Origin of the sequence: Microbacterium sp. DT81.1, from assembly GCF_049844955.1 — a bacterium.
Classification (GTDB): Bacteria; Actinomycetota; Actinomycetes; order Actinomycetales; family Microbacteriaceae; genus Microbacterium.
This window is the reverse complement of the sequence record NZ_JBNCMA010000003.1, coordinates 521,934-533,749: the sequence shown is the minus strand read 5'-3', so window position 1 is coordinate 533,749 and position 11,816 is coordinate 521,934. Positions and strand designations below refer to the sequence as shown.

Below are 11,816 nucleotides of genomic sequence, written 5' to 3'. Positions count from 1 at the left end.
CAGGAGTGGCAAGATGGATGCCCGTGACCTCTTCTGCAGCATCCGCCGCCTCCGCATCCCCCGTCCGCCGCGTCGCCTGGGCGTCGATGGTCGGCACATCGCTCGAGTCCTTCGACTTCTACGTCTTCGCGTACTTCTCCGCGTACTTCATCGGCCCGCTGTTCTTCGAGCCGCTCGGACAGTTCGGCGCACAGCTGTTGGCGTTCTCGACGGTCGCCGTCGCGTTCCTCGTGCGCCCCATCGGCGCCGTGATCTTCGGGTACATGGGCGACCGCCTCGGTCGCCGCACGACGCTGCTCTGGACCGTCGGCGTCATGGGCGTCGCGACGGGGCTCATCGGGCTTCTTCCGACGTACGCGCAGGCCGGCTGGGTCGGCGCGGTGCTGCTGGTGCTCCTGCGCATCGCCCAGGGTCTCTCGCTCGGCGGCGAGTGGGGCGGCTCCATTCTGCTCGCCACGGAGCACTCCGGTCCCGTGAAGCGCGCGTTCTATGCATCGATCCCGCAGCTCGGCTCGCCCGTCGGCTCGATCCTCTCCGCAGTGCTGTTCATCGTCATGACGATCGCGCTGCCCGCGGAGGAGCTCGCGGCCTGGGGCTGGCGCATCCCGTTCCTCGTCGCATTCCCGCTGCTGCTGGTCTCGCTCTACCTCCGCTGGTCGATCGAGGAGACGCCGGTCTTCAAGGAGGTCGTCGCCGAGGATCGCCGCGAGCGGGTGCCGTTCGTCACGCTGTTCACCGCCGCCCCGAGCGCCGTCGTGATCGCGATCGGCGCGGCCCTGCTCGGCATCGGCTCGTACTCGCTCATGAACACGTACACGATCAACTACGGGGTGGAGCAATTGGGGTTCAGCTTCCAGGACCTGCTCGTCGCGACGACCATCGGCGGGCTGTTGCAGCTCGTCACGATCCCGCTGTTCGGATCCTGGGCGATGCGGATCGGATCGGCGCGCGTCGTCGCCTGGGGCGCGCTCGGCACGCTGCTCATCACCTTTCCGATGTACTTCCTGCTCCAGTTCGCGACCTTCCCGATCCTGGTCGCGACGATGATCATCGGCGGCATCCTGCCCACCATGTCGTGGGCCGCGCTCGGCGGGCTGATGAACGACCTGTTCCCCGACCGCTTCCGCTATTCGGCGCTGTCGATCTCGTACGCCATCGCCGCGACGATCAGCGGATTCATCCCGGCCCTCACCTTCTGGATCGGCGACTCCACCGGCTTCGCGTGGTGGCACCCCGGGGTCGTGCTGGCGCCCATGGCGCTCCTCACCCTCCTCGCCGCGTGGGCGGCGGGGCGGCGCAAGCCCGTGCCCGAGGTGGAATCCGAGCCGGAATCCGCGACCCGGACAGTGTCGGCGTCGGTCCCGGCGTAGCGTGGGCAAATGGCCCGGACCACGACTCCCCTCGCGCCACGCATCGCGGCGCCCGACCTCCCCAGGGACCTGGGCGAGGGTGTGCTCCGCCGCGGGGCGCATGTCGACGCGGCGCTTCTGGAGGGACTGTCGGGGCGGGTGGATGCGCCGCACGCCCACCTCGTGGAGAGCATCGTGCGGGGTGCGGATGTCGAGCGGCTCGACCTCGGCGGGTCGTCGCTGACGGATGTCGAGATCGAAGACCTGCGCGGGGTCGACGTCTCGTTCCGCGAAACGAGGTGGCAGACCGTGCGGATGACGGGCGGCCGCATCGGCACGCTCGATCTCTCGCGTTCCGACCTCAACGGCGTCGAGCTCCGCGGGATGCGGGTGGACTACCTCACGCTGGCCGGGGCGACGGCATCCGACCTGCTGCTCGTCGACTGCACGCTGGGCTCGCTCGATGCGCCCCAGGCGAAGCTCTCGCGCGTGCGCTTCGAGGGCTGCCGCGTCGACGAGGTCGACAACCGGGACTGGCGCATCGAGCACGTCGACCTTCGCGGCCTCGAGGCGGTCCGGTATCTCGACATGGCCGCCCTGCGCGGCGCGACGCTCAGCGAACGCCAGGTCACGGCCCTGGGTCCGGACTTCGCCGCCGCGGCCGGGGTGCTGATCCGCGACTGACCGGGTGGGGCGACTGAGAGGCGGCTTCCGGGCAGGCCCGGCGGCCTAGGCAAGGTCGGTTTCGGGAGGAGATCCGGCTTCGGGAGGAGATCCGGCGTCGGGAGGACCGCTTCGCCCCGCACTCATCCTCCCGATCCTCGATCTCCTCCCGAAGTCACCGCGACGGGCGTCGAAGGAGCGCGCGACGAAGGTGCGGGGATCCGTGAACGCCCCGCGGCGGCTCGGTCCATGTCCGCGGCAGCGCCGCTCAGATCGCGCGGTGCAGGCCCTGGGCGATCGCGCGCATGATGAGATCCTGCACAGAGGGCCATTGGTCGATGACCTGGGTGTATCCGACGCGGATGACGTGATAGCCGAGCAGCATCAACCGTGCATCGTGCGCTATATCGGCCTCGCGCTGAGCACCCACGTGGTGGGCGCCGTCGATCTTGGAAGACGAGTCGATCGCCGATGAGGAAGTCGACTCGGTGTCCGGCGAGCCAAGGCTGGGCGATGATCGGCAGCTGCAGCCAACGAAGGCGATCCCGAAAGAGCGACTCCAGTCCCGAATCGGAGAACGGATGCGCGTCGGCGAGTATCGTCCGAGCCTTCGGCCCCAGCGGGAGGCGAGCGAGCGCGACTCGATCGACCATCCCCCGTCGCAGAGCCGATTCCCAGATCACCAAGGCCATTTCCGACGGCTGGCAGTCCGCCACCAGAGCCAGCACATTCTCGACGGCATCCTCGAGGGCTCCCGGAACCCGCGGAACGAGCGGCGCGGCCCAGTGCACTGTCGCGTCGAGGGCCGCGACATGGCCGGCGTGCTGCGGAGCGGCGACGTGCGGTTCCGCTCCGGCGAGGACCCAGAGACCAAGCCGCCGAGCCTGGGTGATGCAGGACACGACCACGCCGGCCCGTGCCGCTGCGATCAAGTATGGGTCGGCATCCGGAACAGCGACCCACCCGCGCCGGACCCGCACCAACACCCCGGTGGAAACAGCCCGTGCCAGTGCGTGCTCCGAGTGGCCGGCGCGACGCAGGCTGCGGACCGGGACCACGCCGCCCTTCGCGCGGGTGAAGGCAGCGGCATGCATCGCTCGATTCTGCTCAACAGACTTCGAGCGCACGGGCACGGCAGGGTCTACGGGGACGAAGTCCCACCTTGGACCCACCTGGGGAGGAGCGCGCGCTACATGTCCTTGCGCGCGCGCCAGGCGGCCTTCGGGAGGAGATCCGGCTTGGGGAGGAACGTTCTGCGGGAACCGGCCCTCCCGATGCCGGATCTCCTCCCGACGCCGGCAGCGCCCAGCGGTGGGCAACCGACCCGCGGGCACGCCCGAGCAACCACAGCTCGGAGGGACCCGCCGACCGGGTCCGCACGCGGCCCGCGTAGAATGGGCCGACATCCCACACTCAGGCACGTACACACCGTGCCGCCTATATCGCTCAGGAGACCCCCATGGCCGACGCGCAGATTCCCGACAAACCAGCCCTCGAAGGTCTCGAAGCGAAGTGGTCGCAGAAGTGGGAGGCCGACGGCACCTTCCTGTTCGACCGCCTGGGCGCGGCAGAGGTCGGCCGTGCGGGCATCTACTCCGTCGACACTCCCCCGCCGACGGCATCCGGCTCGCTGCACATCGGCCACGTGTTCTCGTACACGCACACCGACATCAAGGTGCGCTACGAGCGGATGACGGGCAAGACCGTCTTCTACCCCATGGGCTGGGACGACAACGGCCTTCCCACCGAGCGCCGCGTGCAGAACTACTACGGTGTGCGCTGCGACCCGTCGCTGCCCTACGACGCCGGCTTCGCTCCCCCGTACGAGGGCGGCGACAACAAGAGCTCGCGCGCAGCCGACCAGATCGCCATCAGCCGGCGCAACTTCATCGAGCTGTGCGAGCGCCTGACCGTCGAGGACGAGAAGGCCTTCGAGGCGCTCTGGCGGGACCTCGGCCTCTCGGTCGACTGGACCCAGACCTACCGCACCATCTCGGACGAGACGATCCGCACGTCGCAGCTCGCCTTCCTGCGCAACCTCGAGCGCGGCGAGGCCTACCAGTCGCTGGCGCCCACCCTCTGGGACATCGACTTCCGGTCCGCGATCGCGCAGGCCGAGCTCGAGGACCGCGACCAGGCCGCCGCCTATCACCGCATCGCCTTCCACGGGCCCGAGAACGACGTGTTCATCGAGACGACCCGTCCGGAGCTGCTCGCCGCCTGCGTGGCGCTCGTGGCGCATCCGGATGACGAGCGCTATCAATCGCTCTTCGGCACGACCGTTCGCACGCCCGTGTTCGACGTCGAGGTGCCTGTTCTGGCGCACCACCTGGCGCAGCCCGACAAGGGCTCGGGCATCGCCATGATCTGCACCTTCGGCGACGTGACCGACATCATCTGGTGGCGCGAGCTGGACCTGCCGAACCGCACGATCCTCGGACAGGACGGCCGGGTGATCCCCGACGCACCCGAGGCCGTCACGAGCGAGACGGGGCTCGCCGCCTACGCGGAACTGGCGGGCAAGACCGTGTTCAGTGCGAAGAAGCGGATGGTCGAGCTGCTGCAGGAGTCGGGCGAGCTGATCGGGGTTCCGAAGCCCTTCACCCACGTGGTGAAGTTCTACGAGAAGGGCGACCGGCCCTTGGAGATCGTGTCGACGCGCCAGTGGTACATCCGCAACGGCGCCCGCGATGAGACCCTTCGTGACACGCTGATCGGTCTCGGCCGGGAGGTGGATTGGCATCCGGAGTTCATGCGCGTCCGCTACGAGAACTGGGTCAACGGGCTCACGGGCGACTGGCTTGTCTCGCGTCAGCGATTCTTCGGCGTGCCGATCCCCGTCTGGTATGCCCTCGACGATAACGGAGAGCGGGACCACTCCCGCGTGCTCGTGCCGGAGGAATCGCAGCTGCCGATCGACCCGTCGAGCGACGTGCCCCCCGGCTACACGGAGGGCCAGCGCGGCATTCCCGGCGGCTTCGAGCCGGAGCTCGACATCTTCGACACCTGGGCGACGTCCTCACTGACCCCGCAGCTCGCGGGCGGGTGGGAACGCGATGAGGAGCTCTGGAACCTGGTGGCGCCGTTCGACCTGCGTCCCCAGGGGCAGGACATCATCCGGACGTGGCTGTTCTCCACGATGCTGCGGAGCGCGCTCGAGGACCGGAAGGCGCCGTGGCGGGATGCCGCCATCTCGGGCTTCATCGTGGACCCCGACCGCAAGAAGATGTCCAAGTCGAAGGGCAACGTCGTCACCCCCGCCGACATCCTGCACCAGCACGGTTCGGATGCCGTGCGGTACTGGTCGGCATCCTCTCGACTGGGCACGGATGCCGCCTTCGACCCGCAGAACCCGACGCAGATCAAGATCGGCCGTCGCCTCGCGATCAAGGTGCTGAACGCGGCGAATTTCGTGCTGTCGTTCCCTGCGGCCGAGGGCGCCGAGATCACTCATGCGGTGGACGCGAGCATGCTCGCGACGCTCGACGGAGTCATCGTCGAGGCGACCAAGGCGCTCGAGGCCTACGACCACGCGCGCGCTCTGGAGGTCACTGAGCAGTTCTTCTGGACGTTCTGCGACGACTACCTCGAGCTCGTCAAGGAGCGCGCCTACGACCGCACGGACGTCGGTCAGGCATCGGCCGCGCTGGCGCTGCGCATCGCCCTGTCATCGCTGCTGCGACTGCTCGCCCCCGTGCTCGTGTTCGCGACCGAGGAGTCCTGGTCCTGGTTCAACGAGGGCTCCGTGCACACCGCCCCATGGCCCGCGCCGCTCGGATCCGACGGCGACCCGGCGGTGCTGGCGGCCGCGAGCGCAGCGCTCGTCGGCATCCGTCGTGCGAAGACCGAGGCGAAGGCTTCGCAGAAGACGCCCGTCGCCCGTGCGACGGTCACCGCACCGGCTGAGACGCTGAACGCCCTGCGGTTCGCCGAAGGCGATCTTCGCGCTGTGGGACGCATCAGCGACCTCACCCTCGTCGAGGGCGATGCCCTCACCGTGACATCCATCGAATTGGCACCCGCACAGGAGGCATGATGCAGCTCGGAACTCGCTGGACCTCGGGAGACGAACCGCCGGCCGCCGTGCCGAAGGAGCTCCGCTCGGCGATCGCCGAGGTCGACGACACCTACGTCCTGACATCCGACGGGGCCCCACGGCCCCGCTGGACGCTCACGTGGCTCGAGGGGCGACCCGTCGCTGAGCTCGACAGCGGGGTCATCGTTCGCCTGACGGCGGAGGGCGAGGCCGTCGTCGAGCACGACCCCGACACCGGCTTCGGCGGGCACTGACCCGCCGCCTCAGTCCTCGAGCGGTCCCGTGAAGGTCGACGCCCGGAGGAGCAGACGACACGCGACCGCGGTTGCGACGAGTGTCACGCCCGCCGCGATCAGGTAGGGCAGCCGCAGGTCGTAGCGCGCTACCAATCCACCGAGCAGCGTGGCGAAGGGGAACACTCCCCACGTGAAGGTTCGGATGATGCCCAGCACCCGTCCGAAGATCTGGTTCGGCACGATGGTCTGACGCAGCGCCCCCCACGGCACGTTCCACGTGGATACCGAGAACGCCAGGCCCGCGTAGGCGAGAACCCCCGTGATGACCTCCGGCGCCAGGCCCACCCCCACGAGGCACGCTCCCGCTCCGATGTTCGCGCCGAGCATGACAGCCCCGCGGCCGAAGCTCTCCACGAGCATCGGGGCCACGAGCGATCCGGCGAGTGCGCCGAGTCCGATGCCGGCGGTGACGAACCCGATCGCGATGGGCTGCACCCGCATCTCGTCGAGGAAGTACAGGATCGTCGGAGCCTGCGCGAAGGAGAAGGCGCAGCCGACCACCGACGTGAAGAGGACCAGCGCCCGCAGGTACCGGTGACGCCAGAGGTAGGCGGCCGCCTCCTTCGCGGTGACGCGGGGTTCCGTGGCATCCTGGGCCGGAGCGGGTGCGGCGACCGGCGTGGCGGCCGAGAGCCCGACGGCCGCGGCATCCGTCGGGTCCCCCGTGGCGTCGAGCACCGCACGGGGCCGCCGCAGCGGGCGAGCGGCGGAGAGCGGGAGGAGGATGGCCAACACGATCGGGATGACGTAGCCCGCGGTGCCGACCCACAGCGGGAGCGCCAGCGAAACGGCGAACAGCACGCCGGCGATGGGCGTCGCGACGAAGCTGTCGATCGTCACCTGCGCAGCCTGCATGAAGCCATTGGCGCGGTCCCGGCCGCGGTCATCGACGAGGGCGGGGATGATCGCATTCGTGGCGTTGTCGAACAGCGTCTCGCCGAACCCGAACACCAGCGTGGCGACCAGCAGGCTCGGGATGTCGAGGGAACCGGTGACGGTGAGGATGGCCAGCACCAGCGCGGTGCCGCTTCGCAGCGTGTTGGCGATCGCCATGATCCAGCGGCGGTCGAACCGGTCCACGAGCATGCCGGCCGGCAGACCGAAGAGGAGCCACGGCAGGAACGCGACCGCTCCGAGGGCGGCGATCGCAAGAGGATCGCGGGTCAGCGTGGTGGCGATCAGCGGCACGGCGGTGCGCAGCAGGCCATCCGCGAGGTTGCTGAAGGCCGCCGCGGTCCAGAGCTTGCCGAAGTCCCGTCCGAGGCGTGGGCGCTCGGCACGGGACACCGGCTTCTGCACGCGGGAGCCTGCGCTCATCGGGGCAGCAGCCCCATGTGCCCCGCAGCGACAGCGTCGCGACGTGCATCGTCGTGGGCTGCCGCCGAAAGCACGATGCCGCGCGACGCGCGGTGCCGCACGTGCGCCTCGGCCGCCGAGGTGAGCAGGGCGGCAGCGCTGAGCAGGAGGCGCTCGAGACGCGTGGCGTATGCTGCGCCGGCGCTGCGGACGGACCCCCGCGGCGCGCGGTGGACGCTGAGAGTGCTCATGATGCTTCTCCTTCGTTGGGGAGCGGGAAGATATCGGCGCGGATGGTGACAGGGCGCACGCCTTCTCCCTGCTGATCGCGGTACTTGTCGGTGGCGGCATCCACCAGCGCTTGTATCTCCCGGCCGAGCTTCTGGGTCTGCTCGACCGTCATCCGCGCGGTGGAGGTGGAGAGCAGGCTGCTCTCCTGCCAGGTCTCCGGCTCGTTGATGATGCCGCGGTTGACGTAATCGACCAGCTGCTGCTGCCTGCGGCGGAAGAACTCCGCCATGACGAGCTGGGTGGCGGCTCTTCCAGATGGCGTGCGCATGGCCTCCGGATTGGCGAAGGTGACGCCCCCCTTCGGCCGCTCCCACCACCGCTCGCGTCCCGTTCCCCTTCCCTCGACCTCGCGGATGAGGTCGTGGGCGGCGAGTGCGCGCAGGTGGTAGCTGGTCGCTCCGGATGACTCGCCGAGGCGAGCCGCGAGCGAGCTGGCGGTCTGCGGCCCGTATTGGCTGAGGATGTCGTAGATCTGAACGCGCAGAGGGTGGGCCAGTGCGCGAAGAGCGCCCGCGTCGAGAACGCGGTAGTCCTTGGGACGCGTGGCCTCGTCGGGCTCAGTCGCCTCTCCGGGGCCGTTCGGCTGGTCGTCGCTGCTCATGGTGCAAAGCTACTCTTGCAAAGAAATATTTGCAATGGTTCTTTTGCCGAAATACCTTTGCATATTCGAGGACCCGCCACGGCGCCTGATTAGGCTGGACGGATGTCCGACAACGCCAACCCGCTTCTCACCGCCTCGACGCTTCCCTACGCGCTCCCGCCGTATGCCGACATCCGCCCCGAGCACTATCTGCCGGCTTTCGAGCGTGCCTTCGCGGACCACACAGCCGAGATCTCGGCGATCACCCGGGTTCGCTCGTTGCCGACGTTCGAGAACACGATGGTGCCGCTCGAGGCGAGCGGTGAGCTGATCGGACGAGTGTCCCGCACCTTCTACACCGTGAGTTCGGCCGACGCGACGCCGGAGATCCAGGAGATCGAAGAGGCGCTCGCGCCGCTCATGTCTGCCCACCAGGACTCGATCCAGCTCGACGCGATGCTGTATTGGCGGGTGAAGACGCTGCACGAGCAGCTCGGCACGCTCGAACTCGATCCGGAGCAGCGCTACCTCGTGCAGCGTCACTTCCGCGAGATGACCCACGCCGGCGCCGCCCTGGACGAAGACGCCAAGGAGCGCCTCACCGACCTTAACCAGCGGCTCTCGATGCTCACGACGACGTTCGAGAGGAACCTCCTGGCCGACACGAACGACCTCGCCGTGATCTTCGATGAGGCGAGCGACCTCGACGGGCTCACCGAGGGTGAGCTGTCGGCGACCGCGCAGGCGGCCGCGGACCGCGGCGAGGACGGCAAGTTCGCGGTCACTCTCACGCTCTTCACGGGCCACCCATACCTCTCGACCCTCACTGACCGCGAGAGCCGCAAGCGCATCATGGATGCCTCGCGGGCGCGCGGATGCCGCGGCGGTGAGAACGACAATTCCCAGGTGCTGACCCAGATCGTGCGGCTGCGGGCCGAACGGGCAGCGCTGCTCGGCTACGAGTCGCACGCCGCGTATGTGACCGCCGACGAGACCGCCGGCACGCCCGAGGCGGTGCACGCACTTCTGCGGGAGCTCGCCGTGCCCGCCGCCCGCAACGCCCGGCGCGAACAGGCGGCGCTCCAGGCTCTCATCGATGCGTCGGAGCCCGAGCCGTTTCCCCTCGAGGCCCACGATTGGGCGTTCTATACGGAGAAGGTGCGCCAGGCCGAGTACAACATCGACACCACCGCGCTGCGGCCGTGGTTCGAGGCCGAGCGGGTGCTTCAGGACGGCGTGTTCGCCGCCGCCGCGATGCTGTACGGCGTGACGTTCACCGAGCGCACAGACCTGTCGGCCTACCACCCAGACAATCGCATCTTCGAGGTGCACAACGCGGACGGAGGGCCCCTCGGCCTCTTCGTCCTCGACCTCTACACGCGCGACACCAAGCGCGGCGGGGCATGGATGAACTCGCTGGTGAGCCAGGCCCGGCTGCGCGGCACCGACCCCGTCGTCGTGAACAATCTCAACGTCTCCAAGCCGGCGCCGGGTCAGCCCACCCTGCTGACGCTGGACGAGGTCACCACGCTCTTCCACGAATTCGGACACGCCCTGCACGGGCTCTTCGCGACAGTGACCTACCCGCACTTCGCCGGTACCGCCGTGTTCCGGGACTTCGTCGAGTTCCCCAGCCAGGTGAACGAGATGTGGATCATGTGGCCCGAGGTTCTGGACAACTACGCCAAGCACGTCGAGACGGGTGAGCCGCTTCCGGCCGACGTCGTCGAACGGCTGCGCGCCTCGGAGGCGTTCAACCAGGGCTACAAGACCAGCGAGTACCTGGCCGCGTCCTGGCTCGACCAGGCGTGGCACTCCCTGAGCGTCGAGCAGGCCACGGCGGTTCCGGATGTCGCCGCCTTCGAGGCGGCCGCACTCGCCGACATCGGCCTGGACAACCCTGTCGTGCCCACGCGCTATTCATCCACCTACTTCGCGCACGTGTTCTCGGGCGGCTACAGCGCCGGCTACTACTCCTACATTTGGAGCGAGGTGCTCGACGCCGACACGGTGGAGTGGTTCCGCGAAAACGGCGGGCTCACGCGGGAGAACGGCGACCGATTCCGCACCAGGCTGCTGGGCGTCGGGGGGTCGAAGGATCCCCTCGAGGCGTACCGCGACTTCCGGGGCCGGGATGCGGAGATCCAGCCGCTCCTCGAGCGCCGCGGGCTGGCGGCCTGAGGCTTCGGCGCGCGCGGCTCGCGCTCACGCCGGGCGCCTCACGGGGTGAGGCGATAGAACGACCAGAAGTCGTGTTCGATCGGGAGTCGATCGAATCCGGTGAGACCGGCGGCCGTCGCCCACGCCTGGAGCGTCGGTGCCCGCAGCACGGTGCCGTTGGCTTCACCCTTCCCCTCGGCGATCGTCGCCGGCAGGCAGTGCAGCACGCTGAACGCGTAGTTCAGCCGGTCGAGGAAGTGCGCCGGTGCCGCGAACTCATCGGCGACCTGCTCGTCCCCCACCAAGATGGCGCCGCCCTCGTCCAGGAGCGACGCGAGGGCGGCGAGCACGCGCTGGGGGTCGAGCATGTCGTGGAGCGCTTCGAAGACCGTGATGAGCTTCACCGCTCCGCCCGCGGCAGCACGCAGGGCCTCCGCGTCGCCGGCGTCCGCGCGCACGAACCTCACGCGTGCCGTCACTCCCGACTCAACGGCGTGCGCCTGCGCCTCGGTGATGGAGGCGTCGTCGAGATCTATCCCGATCACCTGCGCACGGGGGAACACCTCGGCGAGAGCGACGGTGGACCAACCCGTTCCGCATCCCGCATCGAGGATCGTCCCGCCGCCGGCGAGCCGCTCGGCGACATCCGGCATCTCGCGGAGCCACGTGGACAGGTCGTTCGTGTAGGCGGGGCGGTTGAAGATCTCGAGGCCATGGCGCACCCCCGCACCGAACTCCGAGAACGACACTCCATCACCGGTGCCGAACGCCTCGACCACCGCGTCGAAGGTGGTGGCGACTCCGGTGAACATCGTAGGAGCGCCCATCGTGTGCAGCGCACTCCGCACGTCGAGCAGCACAGGGACATGCGCGGCCGGCACGGCGTAGCGCCGTGCGTCCGCGCCATCGCCGGTGGCAGAGAGGATGCCGGCGGACGCCTGCTGTTCGAGCCATTCCCGTGCGTACCGCGCCGAGGTTCCCGATCGCGCGGCCAACTCTCCCGCGCTCACGTCGCCCGCTTCGTGGATGCTCGAGTAGAAGCCGAGGCGCCGTCCCAACTCGATGGTGAGCAGCTCCAGGGCGGGGACCAGAGAGGTGAAGAGGCGCTCTGCAAGCGCCTCCCCTGCATCGGAGTCCGGTGCCAT

The 11,816-nt window shown here is 69.0% G+C and carries 10 protein-coding genes; 5 read left to right on the top strand and 5 right to left on the bottom strand.

Translation table 11 applies throughout. From position 1 onward, the window contains the following. Window positions 1-17 precede the first annotated feature (17 nt). Both ACLQ2Q_RS11085 and ACLQ2Q_RS11080 read left to right on the top strand, forming a co-directional pair. A complete protein-coding gene (locus ACLQ2Q_RS11085; RefSeq protein ID WP_425820489.1) occupies window positions 18-1,370 on the top strand; it encodes an MFS transporter in 1,353 nt (450 codons plus the stop codon). Window positions 1,371-1,379: 9 nt separating this feature from the next. After that, window positions 1,380-2,033, top strand: coding sequence for a pentapeptide repeat-containing protein (locus ACLQ2Q_RS11080; RefSeq protein ID WP_425820488.1), 654 nt, complete (start codon window positions 1,380-1,382; stop codon window positions 2,031-2,033). Between the two features lie 247 nt (window positions 2,034-2,280). On the opposite strand, the gene ACLQ2Q_RS11075 is transcribed toward ACLQ2Q_RS11080, so the two are convergent. Further along, complete coding sequence (locus tag ACLQ2Q_RS11075; RefSeq protein ID WP_425820487.1) at window positions 2,281-2,442, bottom strand: DUF559 domain-containing protein; 162 nt, start codon at window positions 2,440-2,442, stop codon at window positions 2,281-2,283. Between the two features lie 1,029 nt (window positions 2,443-3,471). On the opposite strand from ACLQ2Q_RS11075, the gene valS reads away from it, so the two are divergent. Both valS and ACLQ2Q_RS11065 read left to right on the top strand, forming a co-directional pair. Next, window positions 3,472-6,048 (top strand): valine--tRNA ligase, encoded by a 2,577-nt coding sequence (gene valS, locus ACLQ2Q_RS11070; RefSeq protein WP_425820486.1) that lies wholly within the window; start codon window positions 3,472-3,474, stop codon window positions 6,046-6,048. Beyond that, window positions 6,048-6,302 carry a hypothetical protein gene (locus ACLQ2Q_RS11065; protein ID WP_425820485.1) on the top strand — a complete coding sequence of 85 codons (255 nt, stop codon included), beginning with the start codon at window positions 6,048-6,050 and terminating at the stop codon, window positions 6,300-6,302. Before valS ends, ACLQ2Q_RS11065 begins: the two co-directional genes overlap by 1 nt. A gap of 9 nt (window positions 6,303-6,311) precedes the next feature. On the opposite strand, the gene ACLQ2Q_RS11060 is transcribed toward ACLQ2Q_RS11065, so the two are convergent. From ACLQ2Q_RS11060 to ACLQ2Q_RS11050, 3 genes are read right to left on the bottom strand one after another with little or no spacing between them, the layout of a single operon-like run. Further along, complete coding sequence (locus ACLQ2Q_RS11060; RefSeq protein WP_425820484.1) at window positions 6,312-7,661, bottom strand: MFS transporter; 1,350 nt, start codon at window positions 7,659-7,661, stop codon at window positions 6,312-6,314. Then, the gene (locus tag ACLQ2Q_RS11055; RefSeq protein ID WP_425820483.1) at window positions 7,658-7,891 is read right to left on the bottom strand and encodes a hypothetical protein; all 234 of its coding nucleotides are present in this window, start codon (window positions 7,889-7,891) and stop codon (window positions 7,658-7,660) included. Before ACLQ2Q_RS11055 ends, ACLQ2Q_RS11060 begins: the two co-directional genes overlap by 4 nt. After that, the gene (locus tag ACLQ2Q_RS11050) at window positions 7,888-8,532 is read right to left on the bottom strand and encodes an ArsR/SmtB family transcription factor (RefSeq protein WP_425820482.1); all 645 of its coding nucleotides are present in this window, start codon (window positions 8,530-8,532) and stop codon (window positions 7,888-7,890) included. Before ACLQ2Q_RS11050 ends, ACLQ2Q_RS11055 begins: the two co-directional genes overlap by 4 nt. A 102-nt stretch (window positions 8,533-8,634) precedes the next feature. On the opposite strand from ACLQ2Q_RS11050, the gene ACLQ2Q_RS11045 reads away from it, so the two are divergent. Further along, window positions 8,635-10,692: a M3 family metallopeptidase gene (locus tag ACLQ2Q_RS11045; protein ID WP_425820481.1), complete on the top strand. Its 2,058-nt coding sequence runs from the start codon at window positions 8,635-8,637 to the stop codon at window positions 10,690-10,692. A 38-nt stretch (window positions 10,693-10,730) separates the two neighbouring features. Here the strand turns inward: ACLQ2Q_RS11045 and ACLQ2Q_RS11040 are convergent, their stop codons facing one another. Further along, on the bottom strand, window positions 10,731-11,816 hold the full coding sequence (locus ACLQ2Q_RS11040; RefSeq protein WP_425820480.1) for a class I SAM-dependent methyltransferase: 1,086 nt from the start codon (window positions 11,814-11,816) through the stop codon (window positions 10,731-10,733).